General features: G+C 49.3%; 18 protein-coding genes. 15 read left to right on the top strand and 3 right to left on the bottom strand.

Annotated features, from left to right (window positions below; translation table 11 throughout):
- Positions 1-63: 63 nt before the first annotated feature.
- Entirely contained in the window at positions 64-495 is a 432-nt protein-coding gene (yfbV, locus tag CWE07_RS06425) for a terminus macrodomain insulation protein YfbV (RefSeq protein WP_111569061.1), read from the top strand.
- A 52-nt stretch (positions 496-547) separates the two neighbouring features.
- Here yfbV and xthA read toward each other — a convergent pair whose 3' ends face one another.
- Positions 548-1,363, bottom strand: coding sequence for an exodeoxyribonuclease III (xthA, locus tag CWE07_RS06420; RefSeq protein WP_111569060.1), 816 nt, complete (start codon positions 1,361-1,363; stop codon positions 548-550).
- Positions 1,364-1,545: 182 nt separating this feature from the next.
- On the opposite strand from xthA, the gene CWE07_RS06415 reads away from it, so the two are divergent.
- The 10 genes from CWE07_RS06415 to CWE07_RS06370 all read left to right on the top strand — a co-directional run bounded on the left by CWE07_RS06415 (position 1,546) and on the right by CWE07_RS06370 (position 14,473).
- Positions 1,546-1,872, top strand: coding sequence for a DUF3392 domain-containing protein (locus CWE07_RS06415; RefSeq protein ID WP_111569059.1), 327 nt, complete (start codon positions 1,546-1,548; stop codon positions 1,870-1,872).
- Positions 1,873-1,890: 18 nt separating this feature from the next.
- The gene (locus CWE07_RS06410) at positions 1,891-2,961 is read left to right on the top strand and encodes an alpha/beta hydrolase (protein ID WP_111569058.1); all 1,071 of its coding nucleotides are present in this window, start codon (positions 1,891-1,893) and stop codon (positions 2,959-2,961) included.
- Complete coding sequence (locus tag CWE07_RS06405) at positions 2,954-4,858, top strand: PAS domain-containing hybrid sensor histidine kinase/response regulator (protein ID WP_111569057.1); 1,905 nt, start codon at positions 2,954-2,956, stop codon at positions 4,856-4,858. The genes CWE07_RS06410 and CWE07_RS06405 overlap by 8 nt, the downstream gene beginning before the upstream one ends.
- Positions 4,859-4,922: 64 nt before the next feature.
- Entirely contained in the window at positions 4,923-5,129 is a 207-nt protein-coding gene (locus tag CWE07_RS06400) for a DUF3185 family protein (protein ID WP_111569056.1), read from the top strand.
- 177 nt (positions 5,130-5,306) lie between these two features.
- Complete coding sequence (locus CWE07_RS06395) at positions 5,307-6,155, top strand: AAA family ATPase (RefSeq protein ID WP_111569055.1); 849 nt, start codon at positions 5,307-5,309, stop codon at positions 6,153-6,155.
- Entirely contained in the window at positions 6,155-7,321 is a 1,167-nt protein-coding gene (locus tag CWE07_RS06390) for a vWA domain-containing protein (RefSeq protein ID WP_111569054.1), read from the top strand. Before CWE07_RS06395 ends, CWE07_RS06390 begins: the two co-directional genes overlap by 1 nt.
- Positions 7,322-7,366: 45 nt before the next feature.
- Positions 7,367-8,722: an MBL fold metallo-hydrolase RNA specificity domain-containing protein gene (locus CWE07_RS06385; RefSeq protein WP_111569053.1), complete on the top strand. Its 1,356-nt coding sequence runs from the start codon at positions 7,367-7,369 to the stop codon at positions 8,720-8,722.
- A 110-nt stretch (positions 8,723-8,832) separates the two neighbouring features.
- Positions 8,833-10,377 carry a phospholipase D family protein gene (locus CWE07_RS06380; RefSeq protein WP_111569052.1) on the top strand — a complete coding sequence of 515 codons (1,545 nt, stop codon included), beginning with the start codon at positions 8,833-8,835 and terminating at the stop codon, positions 10,375-10,377.
- An 80-nt stretch (positions 10,378-10,457) separates the two neighbouring features.
- Entirely contained in the window at positions 10,458-11,735 is a 1,278-nt protein-coding gene (locus CWE07_RS06375) for an acetyl-CoA hydrolase/transferase family protein (RefSeq protein ID WP_111569051.1), read from the top strand.
- A gap of 17 nt (positions 11,736-11,752) precedes the next feature.
- Complete coding sequence (locus CWE07_RS06370) at positions 11,753-14,473, top strand: cation-translocating P-type ATPase (RefSeq protein ID WP_198679889.1); 2,721 nt, start codon at positions 11,753-11,755, stop codon at positions 14,471-14,473.
- Between the two features lie 13 nt (positions 14,474-14,486).
- On the opposite strand, the gene CWE07_RS06365 is transcribed toward CWE07_RS06370, so the two are convergent.
- On the bottom strand, positions 14,487-15,335 hold the full coding sequence (locus CWE07_RS06365; protein WP_111569050.1) for a LysR family transcriptional regulator: 849 nt from the start codon (positions 15,333-15,335) through the stop codon (positions 14,487-14,489).
- 72 nt (positions 15,336-15,407) lie between these two features.
- Here CWE07_RS06365 and CWE07_RS06360 point away from each other — a divergent pair, with 72 nt between their 5' ends.
- From CWE07_RS06360 to CWE07_RS06350, 3 genes are all read left to right on the top strand, one after another.
- Complete coding sequence (locus tag CWE07_RS06360) at positions 15,408-16,040, top strand: LysE family translocator (protein WP_111569049.1); 633 nt, start codon at positions 15,408-15,410, stop codon at positions 16,038-16,040.
- 67 nt (positions 16,041-16,107) lie between these two features.
- Entirely contained in the window at positions 16,108-16,998 is an 891-nt protein-coding gene (locus CWE07_RS06355; RefSeq protein WP_111569048.1) for a 6-carboxytetrahydropterin synthase, read from the top strand.
- Positions 16,991-17,845, top strand: a complete 855-nt coding sequence (locus tag CWE07_RS06350; RefSeq protein WP_111569047.1) for a M23 family metallopeptidase — start codon at positions 16,991-16,993, stop codon at positions 17,843-17,845. Before CWE07_RS06355 ends, CWE07_RS06350 begins: the two co-directional genes overlap by 8 nt.
- 20 nt (positions 17,846-17,865) lie before the next feature.
- Here the strand turns inward: CWE07_RS06350 and CWE07_RS06345 are convergent, their stop codons facing one another.
- Entirely contained in the window at positions 17,866-19,689 is a 1,824-nt protein-coding gene (locus CWE07_RS06345; RefSeq protein WP_241974081.1) for a M61 family metallopeptidase, read from the bottom strand.
- A gap of 162 nt (positions 19,690-19,851) precedes the next feature.
- Between CWE07_RS06345 and CWE07_RS06340 the strand changes: the two genes are divergently transcribed.
- Entirely contained in the window at positions 19,852-20,928 is a 1,077-nt protein-coding gene (locus CWE07_RS06340; RefSeq protein ID WP_111569046.1) for a sensor histidine kinase, read from the top strand.
- Positions 20,929-20,932: the final 4 nt, after the last annotated feature.

The raw sequence follows: 20,932 nt of genomic DNA, 5'->3' as shown, positions 1-20,932 counted from the left end.
CTCGCTTGTACTTGGTGCCGTGCCCCGCGTACAATGAGGCGATGACAGCAGTAGGAGAACAACGTGGGTTTACTTCGCACATTCAAAGATGGCGCTCAATATTTAAAGCTGTGGCCGAATCATGCCGTGTTAGGTGGCCTACCGGAAGCGCAAGTGGTGCCGTTAACACGTTTGATTACCTGGGCATTACCGATTGCGGCAGTGGTGAATTTTGCAGTGCAGTGGACATGGCTTGGTAGCGAACACATGGCAAGTATTATTACCACGTCGTTATTTATCGCACTGTTACCACTGCAGGCCTACTACTGGCTAGGTAAACGCGCGATGAGTGAATTGCCGCTGAGTTTGCGGGCTTGGTACTTTGAATTACAGGGGAAACTATTGCAATCAGGTATGGATGTGCGTTTGCCGTCTCACCGCAAAGGCCCATGCTACATTGACTTAGCCGTAATGGTGCGTAAAGCCCTCAGCGTGTTACCGCCCGAGGACTACTAAGCGCAAACCCTTGGCTCAGGGCTTGCGCTCAGATAATACAAAGCCTTGGTCGCTATGCTTTCAAATCAAAAGTAGACCAAATAGGGGCGTGGTCAGAAGGTTTATCGATACCACGTAACTCGTAGTCGATACCACAATCGGTGCAATGTGGTGCCAACACTTTAGTGGCCAATACTAAATCAATGCGTAAGCCACGGTTGTCGTCAAAGCCGCGTGAACGGTAATCAAACCAGCTAAATTGATTGTCCACGTCAGGATTTGCCGCCCGGAAGGTGTCAGTAAAGCCCCAATCCATCAGCGTTTGCATCCATTCGCGCTCTTCAGGTAAGAAGCTGCATTTACCGGTACGTAGCCAGCGTTTAGCATTGGCCTCGCCAATACCGATGTCAGCGTCTGTACTGGAAATATTCATATCACCCATCAGAATAACCGGTTGCTCTGGGCTTAACTCGGTATTCAGGTAACTCATCAGGTCAGCATAGAACTTTTCTTTGGCCGGGAATTTGACCGGGTGGTCGCGGCTTTCACCTTGGGGAAAGTAACCGTTCATCACACGCACCAACTCGCCGTTGGCAGCAGTCACCGTGGCCATAATCATGCGACGCTGTGCGTCGTCATCGTCGCCAGGAAAGCCGTAGCTGACATCTTGCATCGGCAACTTGCTCATTAATGCCACGCCATAATGGCCTTTTTGGCCATGGAACACGACTTCGTAACCCATCGCTTCCACGTCGGCTAAAGGAAAGGCTTCGTCGTGAACTTTGGTTTCCTGCAGTCCAATGACGTCAGGTTGATGCTTATCAATCATTGCTTGTAACTGGTGAAGCCTGGCGCGCAAGCCGTTGATATTAAAACTTATAACTTTCATGCTGAGATCCGTTAATCATGCTGCTGGGAGCGCTGAACATTGAGCCCAAGGGCGCCTAATGAAAGGGGTATCATAGCATTGATAAATGCCCGAGGTTAACCCATAACGCCTAGTCGCAGCTGTTTAGCGCAGGTATACTGCGTTTTTTCCCCGTAACAAAGTTTGCTCAGCGGAGTTGGTTGATGTTTGAAAACTTTTTGATTCAGTCGAGCCAGTGGCTAAGACCGCATATCAGCACGATTGCGTTTATGTTGGTTGCGACCTTGTTGGTGTTGTATGGCAACAATATTAACGCTCTAGTGAAACGTAATATCGCCCATTTGCATGTGGTGGTGCGAGTCTGTATTTTCATTTTGCTATGCGCTTTCGGCTACGGCCTACTAACCAATCTCGCGACCCCTTTTGTGGCGTCCCAATTGGCAGGCCTTTCCAACCTTTACCTAGCCCCAGTGGTGGTGGTCGTTACCGTAACATTAGGTATTTTGGCCGAGCGTAAGCGCCAAGTATAAAACTAATAGGGACATTGCATGACAAAGTGGTTAGACATTAAGGCGGGTCAACAAGCGTATCTGCATATACAAGAGCAAGGCCTGCAGCAAGAAGATTTTAATTTGATGCTAGGTGCATCTGGCGGGCCGAAGTGGTTCGTGCTGCAAGGGCTTGATAACTATTTCTTTGGCGAATTTTTTAAGTCGCGTAAGACACCCTTGCAATTGCTCGGTACGTCGGCGGGGGCATGGCGCTTTGCTAGCTTGGGTCGACGTGAAGCGGCTGAAGCCAGTGCGCTATTTTGCCGTTTATACCAAGGCCAGGTGTATAGTGCGAAGCCCAGCGCCGCCGAAATATCTGCCAACGCCCGTGAATTGTTGGAAGCCTATGTCACCGAGGACGCGATTGACGAGATGTTGAGCCAGCGGATATTTCAGCACCACTTTATTGTTGCGCGGTGTCGTGGCTGGGCAGCGAAAGAGTCGCCGCGCCAACAAGCCATTGGCTTAGCACGTGCGGCCGCGGGCAATATCTTAAACCGACGTTCGTTGAAGTCCGCATTTGAGCGTGTGATTTTTCAACATCCTGCTGCTGGCGACGTATTGGGCGAGCATTGGGATGACTTACCCACCAGTCGAGTGGCATTAAGCCGCGATAATTTTCGCCAAGCTTTGCTTGCAACTGGTTCTATTCCCTTGGTGCTGGAAGGGGTGAGAGATATCCCCGGTGCGCCGCCTGGGGTATATCGCGATGGCGGTATTACTGATTATCACTTTGACGTCGATTTATCGCGCCAATCCGGGTTGGTACTGTACCCGCACTTTCATCATCAAGTGGTACCTGGTTGGTTCGATAAGCAATTAAAATGGCGTCGAACCACAGGCAAACACTGGCCTAACGTGGTGTTTATGCATCCGAGCCAAGCCTTCTTGGATGCACTGCCTTATGGCAAAATTCCCGACCGTAACGATTTTGCCAAACTCGATGTCGCAAGCCGCCAAGCTTACTGGAAAAAAGCGGTTGAACTAGGTTACCGAATGGCGGACCAATTTGCTGAGTGGCAGACCAAAGGTGAGCTTGGGCAGCATATCAGGCTGTGGAATGAGTAAGACGTTTCCACCCGACATACTGGCGTTATTTGGTGCCAGCGATGAAATCTGCCTGTTTGTTTGGGAGGTTGCCGAAGATTGGCCGGTGCGTGCCTGCACCAGTAACGTGCAAGCGCTGTTAGGTTACAGCAAGGAAGACTTTGAATCAGGTGCGGTTAAATTCCAACAGGTTTTGCACCCAGACGATGCAGAACGCGTTTCCAATGAGATTCTAAGCCAGCTTAGTGACATCAGTACACGCTCTGTGACCCATGAAGATTATCGCCTTATTACCCGCAGCGGTGATGTGATTTGGGTCGCAGACACCACCTTAATTGAGCGTCATGCCAACGGGCAAGTCTCGCAGCTTGTGGGTTACATGCAACATATCTCGGCGCGCAAGCATTTAGAATTGGCGCTACTTGCCGAACGCAGGCATTTGCAAATGGTGCTGGAAGGCACGCGCTTAGGAAGTTGGGATTGGCATCCGCAATCTGGCGTTTTAACCGTCAACTCGCGTTGGCTTAGTATGTACGGCTATGACGTCGAGCCAGTCGAAGTGTCAATGCGATTCTGGGAGTCGCTGATCCACCCTGATGACCGCCATGAATGGCATCAAGCGATTCAGGCACACCTATTTGCCAGCGTACCTTTTTACGAACATGTATATCGCATGCGCCATGCGCGTGGTCATTATGTACATACCCTCGACCGCGGCAAAGTGGTTGAATGGGACGATAACCAAAGCCCAGTGCGAATGACAGGGACCCATACGGACATTAGTAAGCAAAAACAGGCGGAACTGGAAGCCCGCGAAGCAGTTCGCACGCGTACAGTATTCTTAGCGAATATGTCCCATGAAATTCGCACGCCACTGCATGGTATTCTTGGCCTCGCTTCAGTGCTCGCGAACACGGAATTGAGCGCGGAGCAACGCGAATTGCTGCATACCATGCAAGAAAGCGGTGCACATTTACTGAATACATTGAACGATGCGATTGACATTAGTCGAGCTGACCAAGGCAAGCTTGAAATTAAAACCGCCAGTCACGAAACCGCAGCCTTGACCCGACATTTGCGTAGCTTATTTGTCGACCAAGCACGCCGACGCGGGATTGATTTTCAAGTCGCGACGGACGGGTCGCTGCCCACGTTCATTGAAATTGATAAATCACGCTTTCTGCAAATTGCCGTGAATTTAATCAATAACGCGTTTAAGTTTACCAAAATTGGTTATATTCGGGTCGGTTTAAGCTGGCAGCAGCAGCAACTAGTGCTGCAAGTGTCAGATTCTGGTGTCGGTATTGAAGACACGGAACGGGTTTGGCATGTGTTTGAGCAGGAAAGTGAAGGGTCGTTGTATCCGAAACCGGGTGGTGGTTTAGGCTTAGGTATCGTACGCAGTTTGGTTCAGCTTATGGGAGGCTACGCCACGGTAAAAAGCCAGGTTGGGCAGGGCAGTGTATTTAAAATCAGCTTACCCGCTGCTGCAGGGCATGCACCGGCGCCAAGTAACCATCACCCAATACGCTTGCCAATTTACCGTATCCTGGTGATAGACGATAATGACGTGAATCAGCTTATCCTGGGGGAAATGCTGAGCAAAATGGACCAAGTCTATGTGGCGACATCTTCCGCACATATGGGGCTGCAAGTATTACAGCAACAAGATTTCGACGTGGTGTTTATGGATGTCCATATGCCTGAATTCGACGGTATCGAAGCCACTCGGTTAATTCGGCAGCAAAGCTTACATCAGCCATTCATAATCGGCTTAACTGCGAATGCGATGCCAAGTATGCGCGACAAAGGGTTACAAGCTGGGATGAATGCCTTTCTTACCAAACCATTTCAGCTAAAAGACATTCAAATGGCGCTGCGTGAAGTTGAAGCGTTAAGTATTCGAAAAAACATTTAATTTGATTCGCTTTATTTAAGTCCTTGTTCTACGGTTAATAACGATAACTAAACAGGAGCTTTTTATGGATAAAGTCATCTCGATTGCAATTTTAGTGGTAGGCGTAATTTTACTGTATTTCGGCTATCAGGAATCTCAATCTGTCGCATCAGAAGTCAGTGAGGCTTTCACAGGTCAGCCAACGGATAATTCAATTTGGTTCTTGGTTGGCGGTGCGGTACTTGCGATTATCGGTTTAGGTGGTTTGGTCCGCGGCGCCACCCGCAAGTAAGCATTCAGATTTAAGGGGCATTTTGCCTCATATAAGAAACACCGACCTGTATGGCAGGCGGTGTTTTTTTTGCCATGTTTTCGTCCCGCCAGAGGTTTGGGGTTGGCGTAAGAAACGCGTATGATATTGCGAACAAAGCACGGGTTTGTGCTGTAACTAACCATTGAGGATTTTGACGTGGCAGTTTTTTCGAGTACTGATTCTTACATTGTGAGTGACGAGCTGGCTTTGGCAGTCAATGCGTGCGTTACGTTACAGAAGCCACTGTTGTTAAAAGGAGAACCAGGTACCGGTAAGACTCGCCTCGCCGAAGAGCTGGCTAGCGCTTTAGGTGCGCCGTTATTACAGTGGCAGATTAAATCCACCACCAAGGCGCAACAAGGGCTGTATGAGTATGATGCGGTGTCGCGATTACGTGATAGCCAGCTTGGTAGCGATAAAGTGCATGATATTGCCAATTATATTCGCCCCGGTAAGTTGTGGCAGGCATTTACCAGTGACACCCGGCCCGTGCTGCTGATTGATGAAATTGACAAAGCAGATATCGAGTTTCCGAATGACTTGCTGCATGAACTCGATCAGATGGCCTTTCATGTGTACGAAACTGGCGAGCAGATAAAAGCGATGCAGCGCCCGATCGTGATTATTACTTCAAATAATGAGAAAGAGCTGCCAGACGCTTTCTTGCGGCGCTGCTTTTTCCACTATATTCGCTTCCCAGATGAAGCGATGCTGCGTGATATCGTCAATGTTCATTTTCCTGCTATTCAGTCGCGTTTACTCACTACGGCATTAGAAGTATTTTTTGATGTGCGCGAGACCCCGAACTTGAAGAAAAAGCCGTCGACGTCGGAGTTGCTGGATTGGTTGAAGCTATTGCTAGCCGAAGACATGAGCGCTGAACAACTGCGCGACAGCCAACAAAAAGGTGGCTTGATGCCGATGTTTGGGGCGTTGCTCAAACATGAACAAGATATTGAGATGGTAGAAAAGCTGGCCTTTATGAGCCGTCGTCAGGGGCGCTAATGCTGGTTCAATTTTTTGAGTGCTTGCGCCGCTACGGGCTACCTTGTTCAATCACTGAGCTGCTGGATTTGAATGCAGCTTTAGAGCAGCAAGTGGTATTTGCCGATATCGATGCCTTCTATACTGTAGCCCGCATGATCATGGTAAAAGATGAGCGTCACTATGATAAATTCGACCGTGCGTTTGCGGATTATTTTGCCGGTGTCGAGCGCGTTGACATTGCGGATGCTATTCCTAAAGATTGGCTTGAAAATGCGCTAAAGCGAGACCTTAGCCAACAAGATCTGGAAGCGTTACAGGGCGAAGGTGACCTAGAGCGCCTGTTGGAAAAGTTCAAGGAACGCTTAGCTGAACAACAAAAGCGCCATCAAGGCGGTAATAAATGGATCGGCACTGGGGGCACATCACCCTTTGGCGCCTACGGTTATAATCCCGAGGGCATTCGCATTGGCCAAGAAGGGTCGCACGCCCGACGCGCGGTGAAAGTGTGGGATAAACGCGAGTTTAAAGACTTTGACGATGACGCCACCTTAGACAACCGCCATATGCAGCTGGCTTTGCGTAAGCTGCGTCGCTTTGCACGCTCTGGTGCTGCTTTAGAGCTGGATTTAGCCGGTACGATTCGTGAAACATCGCGTCAAGCGGGATTGCTTGACCTGCAATGGCAGGCTGAGCGTCATAACGCGGTTAAAGTGTTACTGTTCTTCGATGTTGGCGGCTCTATGGATGACTATATTATGGAGTGCCAGCAGTTATTCAGCGCCGCCCGCAGTGAGTTTAAGCACCTCGAGTTTTTCTACTTTCATAACTGCATCTATGAAGGGGTATGGCGAGATAATCGGCGCCGCTTTGACCAACAACTGCTATTGTTTGATCTACTACATACTTACGGTAGCGACTATAAGGTTATTATTGTCGGTGATGCCACTATGGGACCTTATGAGATTGCTTACCCTGGGGGTAGTGTCGAACATTGGAATGAAGAGCCAGGCGCGGTATGGCTGCAGCGGTTACTCGACCATTACCCAAAAGCGGTGTGGCTAAACCCGCAGCCTCGCGATAGATGGCGCTATTATCAGTCGATTCAGTTGATTAACGAAATCATGCAAGGGCGCATGTTTCGTTTAAGCCTCGATGGCGTGAGTGATGCCATAGCACACCTTTAGTCATTAGAGGCGCGTCGGTAACCCAGCCCATGTAAGGAATACAGCATGCGTTTAACTTTCTTAGGCGGCGCTGAGACCGTAACCGGCTCACGTTATTTACTTGAAACCGATACCACTCGGGTACTTATCGATTGCGGCTTGTTTCAAGGTTACAAATGGTTACGGCGACGCAACTGGCAGCCTATTGCATTGGGTATCGACGCGGTCGACGGCATCGTTCTGACCCACGCACACCTTGATCATTCCGGGTACGTTCCAGTGCTGTATAAGCATGGCTGCCGCGCCAAGGTATGGACGCATCCTGCCACAGCGGCATTGTGTTCGGTGTTGTGGCCTGATTCTGGCAGGATTCAAGAAGAGGACGCTAAGTATCTTAAAAAGCACCAAATGAGCCGACATGACAATCCTGAGCCGCTTTACGACGAGGAAACCGCTAAGAAAGCACTGCGACTGCTACAACCAGTAGAGTTCGAGCAGCGTTTCTCGATTGGTGATATTGAGTTTGAATTGCGCCCAGCAGGGCATATTTTAGGTGCCGCCAGTGTGATTGCCGAGCATGCAGGCAAGCGCATCGGTTTCTCTGGCGATGTCGGGCGGCCTGATGACACCTTGATGTATCCACCTAAACCGCTACCAGAGCTCGACTGTTTGTTGCTTGAATCCACCTATGGCGATCGACGCCATGCACAAACCGACCCATTCAACGATTTAGCCGATGTCGTCAATGACACCGCTAAAGCGGGCGGTGTTGTGTTGATCCCAAGCTTCGCAGTCGGACGTGCGCAGCTGATTCAGCATATGTTGGTTCGGTTAATGGACGCGGGGCGTATCCCCCGACTACCCATTTACTTAGATAGCCCGATGGCCATTCGGGTGTCGGATATGTATGCAGACTTTCATACCCAACACAAACTCAACGCCCAAGATTGCCAGCAGATGGAAGCTCGCATTACCTATACCCACAGCATCGAAGACTCAAAACAAATTGCCAATCAAGCAGGCCCGCATATCATCATCGCTGGCAGCGGCATGGCGACAGGCGGGCGTATTTTGCACCATTTTAAACATTGGCTGCGCGACCATCGCAGCACGGTACTGTTTACTGGTCATCAGGCGGGTGGCACGCGTGGCGCCAAAATGCTGCAAGGTGGCGAGCGCATCAAATTGCATGGAGAATGGGTCGATGTTCGTGCTAAGGTGCGTAATCTCGATGGTTTATCGGGTCACGCAGACTATCAGGAACTCACAGATTGGTTACAAGGCTCTGCCTTGAAAGCAGGAACGATGATACAATTAGTGCATGGCGAACCTGATGCACTTGAAGCATTGCGTGATCATTTATCCCAGCATACTCAGTATGTTGTCGATATTCCTGACCACATGAGCATTCTAAGGATATAAATTCATGGGTGTATTTATGCTTGTGGCTATTCCAGTCGCATTTATAGCGCTGTTAGCTGGCTTTCTAATTTGGACGATTCGCCAAGGCGAACAGGAGCGTAATAAGTAAGATGTGGCTCCGTCAATTTGGTTTGGTCGCACTCGTTTTTATTGGCGTAGTGGCGTGTTCCTCGTTACCCGATTTAAGTGCTCGCCACCCAAGTCAGGCATTAACGCCGCTCGCAACTGCAGACACCGCTTTAGGGCAGTTAATTACTCCTCTGACTGCTCATCACCCTGGAGACAGTGGAATCGTTACCTTAGCAGAGGCCAAAGATGCCTTTGCCGCGCGTATGATGCTGGCCAACGCGGCCGAGCAATCCCTCGATATTCAATACTACATATGGCGTGATGACAAAACTGGTCTGCTACTGATGCAGGCGCTTTATGATGCGGCGAACCGGGGCGTACGCGTACGTTTCTTAATGGACGATTTGAATACCGCGCCCATCGAGTCCAAGTTAATTGCATTGAATAAGCACCCAAATATCGAAGTTCGTTTATTTAACCCCTTCGTAATCCGTGGTCCACGCACCTTTGGTTTTATCACCGACTTCGGCCGTGCTAATCGCCGCATGCACAATAAATCGTTTACGGCTGACAACCAAGCCACCATTATTGGCGGGCGCAATGTAGGCGACGACTACTTTAGTGGTATGGACGGGGTTTTGTTTGCAGATTTGGATGCTCTCGCGATTGGTGAGGTTGTGGCAGATGTGTCCCGCGACTTTGATTTATTCTGGAATAGCGATTCATCATTTACCTTAGAAAGCTTAACCAGTGATATGGGTGAGGCGCGTCGACGCTCCACCATGGCGACTATCTTTGAAGAGCATGAAGCCACCGAATTGTTTATGCAAAGTGTGCAAGACAGAGAACTGGTGCGCGCTATGTTGACCGAAGAAGGTCCTTTACTGTGGGCACGCACGCGCATGGTCAGTGACCATCCGAGCAAAGGGTTAGGGTTAGCAGAGCCTGAACAGCTCATCACCCATGCGATACAAGAGGTGATTGGCCAGCCCGAACGTAGTTTGTATTTAGTATCGCCATACTTTGTACCGACCAAAGCGGGGGTGAGGGCGCTTGAAGCGATGGCAAATAGTGGTGTGGATATTCATATTCTAACCAACTCGTATGCCGCCACCGATGTAGCAATTGTGCATTCTGGCTACGCAAAATGGCGCAAGCGCTTGTTACGTGCGGGTATCCGTTTATATGAAATGCGTTCTAGCCCCGCTGACAGAATAGAGGTGGCGGATGACCAACTACCACGCTTTGCCAGTGCCGCTACCAGTTTGCATGCGAAAACCTTTGCGGTCGATGGTGAACGTGTATTTATTGGTTCGTTTAATTTTGACCCGCGTTCTGCGCAATTAAATACTGAATTAGGCTTTATTATCGAGAGCCCAGAATTGGCGCAGCAAACCGCCAGTATTTTTACTTATGATGTGCCATTCAACGCCTATGAACTGCGCTTATCACCGACAGGTCGTTTGTATTGGTTAGAGCGTAATGAAGGGCATTTTATTCGCCACGACACCGAGCCAAGAAGTCACTGGTGGCAACGAACTAAGGTTAGGTTTTTCTCACTACTACCGATTGATTGGTTACTGTAATGCCTTGCTATTGATGCATGTCATCTTTTTACTGGTAAATATTTGCTAAGCTAACTTAAAGCATTTTTTAGGGGCTCACCATGCGAGTATGTGGACCAGAACAGGCACTAGATATTCTACGAAACGATGACATTATCTGGTGTCATTCAATGGCTGCAACGCCTACTGTCCTTCTTGATGCGTTGCCCGACGTAGCGCTACAACGCAAAAACCTCACCTTATTGCAGCTTCATACTGAAGGGAGCGCGCATCTGGCTAACCCAAATTTAAGTGGGCATCTACGCCAGCGCGCATTTTTTATTGGCGGTACCACCCGCGACGCAGTGGCGAATGATCTAGCGGATTATGTGCCCATTTTCCTTTCTGAAATTCCCAAGTTAATGCGCGCTAGAGAACAACGCGTGGATGCGGTTCTAGTACAGGTCTCTGCTCCAGACGCCCATGGCTTCTGCAGCTTGGGTGTGTCAGTTGAGGCCACCAAAGCTGCACTGCAGGTGGCGCATCGAAAAATTGCTTGGGTTAACCCTTGTATGCCACGTACCCATGGCGATTCCTTTATTCATATTAGTGAATTTGATCGCTACTTTGAGCATGAGCAGCCAGTTTATCAACACGTGTTGGCGCCGCAAACCGAGGTCAGTGCAAGTATTGGGCGCCAGGTTGCGAACCTGATTGATGATGGTGATTGTCTTCAGCTCGGAATTGGAGCGATACCCGATGCGACATTAAGTTGCTTGCATAACCACCGTGAACTTGGTGTGCATACAGAGATGTTTTCTGACGGCATTTTACCTTTAATCGAATGTGGAGCAATTGATAATAGTCGCAAGCACCGACATCGAGGACGCACCGTAACCACCTTCGCGATGGGCAGTCAAAAGCTATACGATTTTATTGCTGATAATCCGAATGTCGCATTCTTGGATGTGGAGTATACGAATGATACCAGTGTGATCCGTAAAAATGAGCAAACGGTCGCAATTAATAGTGCATTACAAGTCGATTTGAGCGGTCAAGTGTGTGCGGATTCCGTAGGCACCGCGATTTACTCAGGCGTTGGTGGGCAAATGGATTTTGTGCGCGGCGCGGCATTAGCCAAAGGGGGTAAAGCCATCATTGCATTGCCGTCAACGGCGAGAGGTGGTTCGTTATCTCGCATCACAAGTCTGCTGGCACCGGGCGCTGGGGTAGTGACTACGCGTGCCCATGTTCACTATGTTGTGACCGAATATGGTGTGGCTAATTTACGGCTAAGAAGTATCAAAGAGCGCGCTCAAGCGCTGATTAATATTGCGCATCCGCGCTTTCAAGAGTCGCTCGCCCGTGATTTTTATAAGGATTGGGGGCTTAAGCTCTAAAAGGGACAGGTGATTACATGTCAGCAAAGTCGGTATCAGCACATGATGATAAACAGTTAGCGACTCCGCACGCACTGACGCCGATGGAGATTGCGGCAGCGCTTGGTAGTGATTGCGTCACTGGGTTATCCAACGAAGTAGCCGCTGAACGCTTGCAAATGGATGGTTTTAATCAATTACCTAGTAAAAAAATCGAGCCTGTGTGGGTGCGCTTTTTTAAGCAATTTAAAAATTTACTCATCATTATACTACTGATTGCTGCCGCCCTCGCTTTGGCCCTTCATGAATGGTTAGAGGCTGGTGTGATTATGGCAGTGGTGATGGTTAACGCCGTGATCGGCTTTTATCAAGAGGGTAAAGCCGAGCAAGCCTTACGCTCTATACAAAGCATGCTGGCTGAACACACTCGAGTTATTCGCAGTGGTCAGTTGAGCGAGCTTGAAAGCAAGCATGTGGTGAGGGGAGATTTAGTGAGTTTACAGGCAGGTGATCTTGTACCTGCCGACATCCGGCTCATTAAAGTGTCAAACTTCGCGGTTCAAGAAGCCGCATTAACGGGTGAATCTATTGCGGTAGACAAAACCGCATCAGCTTCAGCGACTAATGCCCCGCTTGCTGAACGCAAGGGGATGGCATTTGCAGGTACTTTGGTTACCCAAGGCCAAGCTCAGGGCATTGTCGTAGCAACCGCGAGCCAAACCGAGCTCGGCCGAGTGAATAGCTTACTGACCAATGTTGCGCAATTGACGACTCCGCTACTGCGTCAGATGGCGCAGTTTGCGAAGGCGTTAACGGTCGCCATTTTGATAGTAGCGGCGTTGGTGTTCATAGTTGGCCTAAGCCGTGGACATTCCATTGCTTATATGTTAATGGCAGTGGTGAGCTTAGTGGTTGCAGCAATACCTGAAGGGCTGCCAACTATATTGACCGTCGCACTGGCTATCGGCGTAACCCGCATGGCGTCTCGACATGCAATTATCAGACGGTTACCCGCGGTGGAAACCATTGGCGCTGTATCCGTTATTTGCTCGGATAAAACCGGCACTTTAACCCGCAATGAAATGACTGTGACGTCATTGGCGACCGCGGGGCAAGTATTCTCTGTTTCTGGAGACGGTTACGCACCGCAGGGTCATATCAATAGCTTTAATGAGTTAGGTTTCGAGCAGCTACGCACAGATATTGCCCGCGTTGCGTGTTTGTGTAATGAAAGTCGTCTAGTGAATGATAACGGGGACTATCGAGTTGAAGGCGACCCGATGGAAGGGGCCTTACTGACACTAGCCCATAAGACGGGCATCGATCTTGATGCTTTAGCTCAAGACTGGCCTCGCGTGAGCGAAATTCCGTTCGATAGTCGGTATAAATATATGGCGACCATGCATGCGTGTACCGAGCCTAAAAGTCCTGAACAACTTATTTTACTAAAAGGCGCGCCGGAAGCCATATTGGCACGCTGTGTTAGCGCCGCTAATTGCCAGGTATGGGACCCATCATTTTGGCTACAGCAGATCACCGACTTTGCACAGGGCGGCCATCGTGTACTGGCGTTAGCACACAAAAAGGTTGTCGTCAGTCAAGTAGAGCGCCAACCGCTAACTCACGACGATCTATATGATTTCGAACTTGTAGCGTTGCTTGCCATTATGGACCCACCTCGCGATGAAGCAATTGAGGCAATTGATGCCTGCCATCGTGCGGGCATCACAGTCAAAATGATTACTGGTGATCACGTACAGACCGCTCAAGCAATTGGTAAGTTGCTGCATCTACCGCAGACAGAGCAAGCGTTGACGGGTCAAGACGTTGACACACTTAGCGACACAGAACTAACCCACGCATTAGAAACTACCCATATTTTTGCACGCACCACACCCGAGCATAAGCTTCGTTTGGTTAGCCTGCTTCAGGCTCAGGGTAAAATAGTCGCAATGACTGGAGATGGTGTCAACGATGCGCCAGCGCTAAAGCGCGCAGACATTGGCATTGCGATGGGTAAGGGCGGTACTGCTGCGGCTCGCGAGGCGAGTGACATGGTATTAACCGATGACAATTTTGCGAGTATCGTTGACGCAGTCGGCGAAGGTCGAACTGTGTATGACAATTTGAAAAAGGCAATCACCTTCTTGCTGCCGGTGAATGGCGGGGAGTCCCTTGCTATTATGCTGGCCCTACTCATTGGCCTCGCTTTACCTATCATGCCACTGCAAATCTTATGGGTTAACATGGTGAGCTCAATAGCATTGGCATTAGCGCTAGCCTTCGAACCAAGTGAGTCGGACACCATGCAACGCCCGCCACGACGCGCAAATGAGCCCTGGATTACTCGCTTTGTGCTTTGGCGAATTATCTTTGTTTCCATACTGTTTACGGTGGGGATTTTTACTGCGTTTGAGTGGGCATTGGCCCAAGGCTATAGCGAAGAATATGCGCGAACCTTGGCGGTTAACGTGCTAGTCGCGATGGAAGTGTTTTACTTGTTCAGTGTCCGTTATTTACGCCGTAGTTCTTTATTTTTTAATGGATTAAAAGGCACACGGCATGTGTTACTGGCAGTTGGTTTAGTGTTTGGATTACAGCTACTATTCACCTACCAAGGTTGGCTGCAGGCATTATTTAACACAACGCCATTAAGTCTTACACATGGGCTGTTATGTGTGGTTGCTGGCTGCATTCTGTTTACAATTTTAGAGTTAGAGAAGTGGGCGCAACGCAGATGGCATCGTCACGCGCATTAACAGCCATGCCTGTTCAATGTGCAATATGCAGCAGCCAATTGCTGAGAGCGACGATAGGCAGCTCCAGCTCTTTATGCTTTGCAAAATAGCATTGTAAGCTGAGGCGGTGACGACTGCGAACTCGCGGGTTAGCATGATATGCCAGACCATTCGGTGTACCTTGAGCGATGAAGTCAGGCACCCAGGTGTAGCCATTCAGCCCTTGGGCTAATGCAAGTGCAGCTGACGTACTTTCGACATGGGTATAGTTAGCTGGCGCTTTGCTACCGATGCTCTCGAGGTCGTCACTGGGACTGACACGAATCAGCACGCCTTCAGGATTGCCGACTTGGCTGTAATATACTGGCCGCAAGTGCTGCGCTATTAGCTGCTTACCTTCCAGGTCGGCACAGGTTATCACCATATCCACATGATCGTGTAATAGCATGGTTCCGAGGCGCTGTTGAGTCTCACTGCCGCTATATTCTTCGCAGCTGCTAAACTCTATACGCAGGTGAGGGTACAGGGTATAGAATTCCTGAAGCCGCGGTGCAATGAAGTAGCTGAGTACCGCGTCCGGCAATGCGATGCGAAGTAGCCTGCGATCTGCCGCTTTGTTTTCAACTAAACTGCTGATAAGCTCATCTATCTGAGAAAAAATTCGATGCAATTCAGGTGCGAGCAGACTGCCTGCTGGGGTGAGATCGTGCATACGGTTGTCACGTTGGATAACGCGCATACCAAGCTGTTCTTCTAAGGTCTGTATTTGGCGACTGACCGCTGACTGAGTCACCCCGAGGCGTTGTGCCGCGAGCTTAAAACTTTGCGTTTGTGCGACAGTTGCCAGTACTCTAAGCGCGTTGAGTGAAACCCCTTTAGGCATGACTTTTTCTCAATTTAAAATAATTATTTATCAATACTAGGTTGTTTTCCTCAGGGGCTCAAGGTCGTTGTTATGTATTTTGCTGAATTTTTCACCATCGCTGTTGCGCACCTTTTAGCCGTCATGAGCCCCGGTCCCGACTTTGCGGTCACCAGCCGCTACGCGGTGCGCTTCGGTGCGCGTTTAGGCTGTTTTATTGCGATTGGTATCGGCACCGGCATATTAGTGCATATTACGTATTCGTTGCTTGGCGTCGCGCTGATTATTCATCGTACCGAATGGCTTTACCAAACCTTATTAGTGCTAGCCAGCCTATACTTTATTTGGCTTGGCTGGCAAGCAATGCGCTCGCCAGCAGTGGCTCAGCGTATTGACCTACAAGCAGTCACACAAACTTCGGTATCAAATCGCAAAGCATTCGTGATTGGGTTTATGACCAATGCGCTGAACCCGAAAGCCACGCTCTTTTTTCTAGCGTTGTTCACCACGATTATCGCACCGCAGACACCTACCTGGGTGAAAGGCATCTATGGCGTCTATATGGCGCTTGCGACCGCAGCTTGGTTTTGTTTGCTGGCATGGTTACTTGGTAATCCAGTTGTGCGCCAATGGCTGCTGGCAAAAGGGTATTGGTTTGATCGTGTCATGGGCGGTTTTTTGTGGCTACTGGCAGCGCACTTGCTGTGGCAATGGTGGCAGCGCTAAGAATCCTATATACTAAGCGCTTTCATCACTATTCATTATTGACCTCTCATTAAGGACTGCTCGCGGCATGCAATTATTCGTAAATGATCTCACGGTAATCGACTTCTCCTATTTGTGCCCGCAGCGCGGAGTAGTGGGTGAAAGCTGGATCGTTGATATCACTTTGGACGGCACCTTAAATGACCAATCTATGGTGCTCGACTTTGGTCGCGTGAAAAAGCAAATCAAGGCGATTATTGATAATTCCGTGGACCATAAGCTCGCGGTACCGGCTGAGCATCCTTATACCCATGTGACACGCCGTGATGACGATAGTGGCTATTGGGTCGACTTTATGCGCCCCGACGCACGCTCTATTCATTTGTTTTGTCCAGCGGATGCGTTTGCGTTTATCGATGCCGATGTGGTCGATATTGACAGCGTGAAAGCGTACCTGCATGCAGTGATTAAGCGCGAACTGCCGACTAATGTGGCAGGTCTTGAACTGACGTTGCGTGCAGAAGACATTAATGGTTTTTACTACCATTACACCCATGGCTTGAAAAAGCACGATGGTAATTGTCAGCGCATTGCCCACGGCCACCGTTCAGCCATTCAAATTTACCACAACGGTATGCGCACACCACGACTGGAAAAGCTTTGGGCAACCCGCTGGCAGGACATTTACGTAGGTTCCCAGGAAGACGTTGTGAGCGCTGAGCAAATGCAACTCTCAAGCCTTGCTCGCGAGGCGATAGCCGCTTCACCGGACGCTTATATTTGCTATAGTTACCAAGCCGATCAGGGGTTATTTGAATTAGCGTTGTCTGTTCAAGAAAACACAGTGATAGAGACCGACTCAACCGTCGAATGCATTAGCGAATACCTGGCTCAACGCATCAAGCAAGAAGAGGGTGCAGGGGACGTTAAAGTGATTGCATTTGAAGGTGTGGGCAAAGGAGCAATCGGGTATGCGTAAATTGACCGTTGCAGCATATGCTGCGTTGAGTTTAGCCTTGGGTGTCAGTGCCACGAGCACTATGGCACATGCAGCACAGCAAGTGAGTGTTGAGCATCAGCATGTCACTTTACATGGTGAGTTAGTGCAAGGGGCACTGGTAGTTGGAAAAACCTCGGCGGATAACCAAGTTAAGTTAAACGGTGAGTCTTTGACGGTGGGTGAATCGGGGTATTTTGTGATGGGTTTTGCCCGCGAAGCCGAGCCAAATCACGAATTAGAAATTGTCACCGCGAATGGTCAAGCGCATAAGATTCCTTTGACCGTTGCAAGTCGAGAGTTTGATATTCAGCGTATCGATGGTTTGCCGCAACAAACCGTCAGCCCGGATCCAGTGGCACAAGAGCGCATCCGCCGTGAAAATCGGCAAATAGCGCAAGCACGCCAAGTGCGCAGTGACATGACGTATTTTACTGGGCCCTATATTTGGCCAGCTGAAGGTCGAATTTCTGGAGTTTATGGCTCGCAGCGCATCTTAAATGGTGAACCTCGCGCGCCGCACTGGGGTATTGATATCGCCGCACCGACAGGCACCCCGGTCTATGCACCGATTGGTGGCATTGTCGTGTTAGCCCACAACGATATGTTGATGTCCGGAGGCACCTTAATTGTGGACCACGGTCATGGCGTATTCTCAAGCTTCTTGCATTTACACCGGATTGACGTTGCAGTGGGTGATGTAATTAGTCAGGGCGATAAAATCGCTGAGATAGGTGCGACAGGGCGGGCAACAGGCCCGCATTTAGACTGGCGCATGAATTGGGAAGCGTTGCGTGTTGACCCGCAGTTACTGTTGCCACCACGCTAGCACCTTCATTGTGGTTGAGCCTAAGTAGGGCTCAACCACCGTTTTGCTTGTTCACTATCGATCTCTTCCAGCACCCAATTGTAAGGCTCTGGCGCTTGCCATGTCAGGGTGCGAGCATGCAGCTCGTCACGCCGAAATGCATGCACTTGCATGCTATCTCCAGGCTGTAATCGGCTCATTGTTAATCCCAGATTTTGACTTGTGACTTGCAAATTATCCAGCGCTATCAGGCGGTCGCCTGCTGATAAACCCGCATGGTAAGCACTGCCGTCTTCGTACACCTGTACCAATTCCAACCCACCTAAGGGTGATTCCTTAAACTTAGCGCCGAGTGCCACCGCTAAGCGCACCATCGGTGCCTTACCAAAAGGTCCATTGTCACTTTGGGCAACCGTGAGCTGTGCATTGATACCGAAATCTGCCAGCAGTGCAGCGACGTCTAACGGTTCCGTGGTCATTAATGCACGATGTAGAAACGCTCTGATTTCGTCTTCACCTTCGGTACCACAAAGCTCAATGATGGTATCGAGTAAGCAATCCATTGTCGTGCCGCGCTCATCACGACCATAGCTAACCCATAATTGACGCATCACGTCATCCAGACCGCATTGTCCGCGGCTGTATTTGCGTAAAATTAGGTCGATACCCAGTGCAGTAACCGCACCTTTGCTGTAATAACTGGATATTGCGTTGACCGCATTTTCGTTTTGCTGATAAAACGTGGTCCACGCCAGCTTACTGGACAGGGTTAACGGTTGACGTTGTGGGCCTTTCCCCATAAGCGCTCGGGTCAAAGTGCTACCCAATACCTCTAAATACTGATTGCGCGAAGAAAGCCCAGTGCGATGCACGATGAGGTCGTCATAGTAGGACGTTACGCCTTCATAAAACCACAGTTGCTCGGTGTATTGCTCGCTTTGCAGATTGAACGGAATAAACTCCCGTGGGCGTAAACGTTTCACATTCCAGCTGTGAAAGTATTCGTGAGAACACAAACTTAAAAATGTACGATAGCCTTCATTGGAGCCCGAGTGCGACGCGTGAACGAGATCGTTACGCCCACACACGAGTGCGGTTGAATTTCGGTGCTCTAAGCCACCGAAGCCATCGCCAGTCACCATCACCATAAAGGTATAATCGTCAAAGGGGGCGTCATCATCAAACAGGGTAATTTGCGCCGCACAGATCTTGGCTAGGTCTGCACAGATACGTTCCATATCTGCATAGTGACGGCCAGCCACTGCAAGGCGGTGGCGAGTGCCGTGGACAATAAAATCTTCAACACTCAGGTCGCCCATCAGCACTGGAAAATCTATCAGTTGCTGGTAGTTGTCAGCGCTAAATACATGCGCTTTGGGCTCGCTGCCTTGTAATCGCGGCATACCGGTCACTAGCTGCCAATCTGGCTTGTGTTCGGGCAGGGTAATCGACACACTACATGGGCATTCGTCCTGCTCCATCACTTCCAGGCACAGCGCACTGTGGTTATAGAAACCAAATTGGTCGTCCAAATAGGCCGTTCTGACAGAAAGATCTTTAGCATACACGCGATACGCTATGGTGATCGGGCCATCGCTAGCCTGAATCTGCCATGTTTGCTTGTCGAGTTGCATGACCGCCAGGTGTTGGTCGTTGTGCCATGCTTTGAAGCTCACGATATGTTTGGCGAAATCGCGAATCATATAGCTGCCTGGTAACCAAGCGGGTAGGCGAAGGTGCTGGCCTTGGAGGTCTGGCTCCGCAATGCGCAAAGTGACGTCAAAATAATGACCGTTGCAATCGACGGCACTAATGTCATAGTGAATGGTATGAACTGAATCAGGCAATGCGGCCATAACTGGCATAGTGACTCCTTTGACGATGCTTGCAGCGCAAGCTTTAACAGGTGTTTTAGGCTGTCAGTGTAGCGAATGCGACAGAGAGCGACAATCACGAGATGAAGAGGCTCGGCTCTGGCGCGGAAGTTCGATATACTTTGTTAAATTTTTGTGTTGTTGTGTTAACTATTGAACTGGCGTCAACTTTTCGAAGATAGAAATCGCTTCTTTTGGGTGCTGCAGCTAACCGGCTGGATTGGCTATGCGCTCATTCAGTATATTGCGTCGCTGACTCAAGAAACCCGTGACATCTATGTCATTATAGTGGCATTAGGTGCTTATGCAGGTTTCTTGCTGACTATTCCTCTTAGATACTTATATCAACGCATCTGGAATGTTCGGCCGTGGTGGCTTGCCATTATCGTGTTGTTCGCTTCCTTATGTGTAGCCGCGCTTTGGGCAGTGATTGATAACGCGACGAATTGGGAGATATACCAATTTGGCTATCGTCCGATAAACCCCTTTATGTATTTCAACCATACTGTCGCCAAGTTATACATTATTCTGAGCTGGAGTGGCCTGTACTTTGTGATTAAATATTATCAAATGCTACAGGATGAAAAACAAAAGGCATTGACCGCCGTGTCGATGGCGCACCAGTCGCAACTGAAAATGCTGCGTTATCAGCTCAACCCGCACTTTTTATTTAATACCTTGAATGCAATTTCTACGCTGATATTGGTCGAGGAAAGTAAAGCTGCCAATAAGATGATGTCACGGCTCAGCGACTTCTTACGTTTTTCCCTCGACAATGAGCCGATTAAACGCATTACCTTAGCGCGTGAAATAGAAGTACTCATGTTGTACTTAGATATTGAAAAGGTGCGTTTTGAAGAGCGCTTACAGGTGCGTACCGACATTAGCGATGATGCGGCGAAAGCTCTCGTACCTAGCATGTTTTTGCAACCCATTATCGAAAATTCAATAAAATACGCGATAGCGAAGCTAGAAAGCCAAGGCATTATTGAGATTAAAGCTTGGGTTGCCAATGAGACGCTACATGTGCAAATTAGTGATAATGGACCGGAGGTATATACACCCGAAACCGAAACCAAAAGCGTACAACGTCAAAGTGGTGGGGTGGGCCTGAGTAATACCAAAGAACGATTAAAAGCCTTGTATGGTAAGCAGTACTATTTTAATCTGTCTGCTAATAACCCAACGGGCTGTATCGTTGACATTCAAATTCCTTGGCAAGTTGTATAGTGGC

This window comes from Aliidiomarina maris (genome assembly GCF_003987335.1).
Taxonomy (GTDB): Bacteria; Pseudomonadota; Gammaproteobacteria; order Enterobacterales; family Alteromonadaceae; genus Aliidiomarina; species Aliidiomarina maris.
This window is presented reverse-complemented; position numbering and strand designations above follow the sequence as displayed.

Coding starts and splice junctions, on each gene's coding strand:
- xthA (WP_111569060.1), bottom strand. CDS start 1,363: ATGAAAGTTATAAGTTTTAATATCAACGGCTTGCGCGCCAGGCTTCAC.
- CWE07_RS06415 (WP_111569059.1), top strand. CDS start 1,546: ATGTTTGAAAACTTTTTGATTCAGTCGAGCCAGTGGCTAAGACCGCAT.
- CWE07_RS06410 (WP_111569058.1), top strand. CDS start 1,891: ATGACAAAGTGGTTAGACATTAAGGCGGGTCAACAAGCGTATCTGCAT.
- CWE07_RS06405 (WP_111569057.1), top strand. CDS start 2,954: ATGAGTAAGACGTTTCCACCCGACATACTGGCGTTATTTGGTGCCAGC.
- CWE07_RS06400 (WP_111569056.1), top strand. CDS start 4,923: ATGGATAAAGTCATCTCGATTGCAATTTTAGTGGTAGGCGTAATTTTA.
- CWE07_RS06390 (WP_111569054.1), top strand. CDS start 6,155: ATGCTGGTTCAATTTTTTGAGTGCTTGCGCCGCTACGGGCTACCTTGT.
- CWE07_RS06385 (WP_111569053.1), top strand. CDS start 7,367: ATGCGTTTAACTTTCTTAGGCGGCGCTGAGACCGTAACCGGCTCACGT.
- CWE07_RS06380 (WP_111569052.1), top strand. CDS start 8,833: ATGTGGCTCCGTCAATTTGGTTTGGTCGCACTCGTTTTTATTGGCGTA.
- CWE07_RS06375 (WP_111569051.1), top strand. CDS start 10,458: ATGCGAGTATGTGGACCAGAACAGGCACTAGATATTCTACGAAACGAT.
- CWE07_RS06370 (WP_198679889.1), top strand. CDS start 11,753: ATGTCAGCAAAGTCGGTATCAGCACATGATGATAAACAGTTAGCGACT.
- CWE07_RS06365 (WP_111569050.1), bottom strand. CDS start 15,335: ATGCCTAAAGGGGTTTCACTCAACGCGCTTAGAGTACTGGCAACTGTC.
- CWE07_RS06360 (WP_111569049.1), top strand. CDS start 15,408: ATGTATTTTGCTGAATTTTTCACCATCGCTGTTGCGCACCTTTTAGCC.
- CWE07_RS06355 (WP_111569048.1), top strand. CDS start 16,108: ATGCAATTATTCGTAAATGATCTCACGGTAATCGACTTCTCCTATTTG.
- CWE07_RS06350 (WP_111569047.1), top strand. CDS start 16,991: ATGCGTAAATTGACCGTTGCAGCATATGCTGCGTTGAGTTTAGCCTTG.
- CWE07_RS06345 (WP_241974081.1), bottom strand. CDS start 19,689: ATGCCAGTTATGGCCGCATTGCCTGATTCAGTTCATACCATTCACTAT.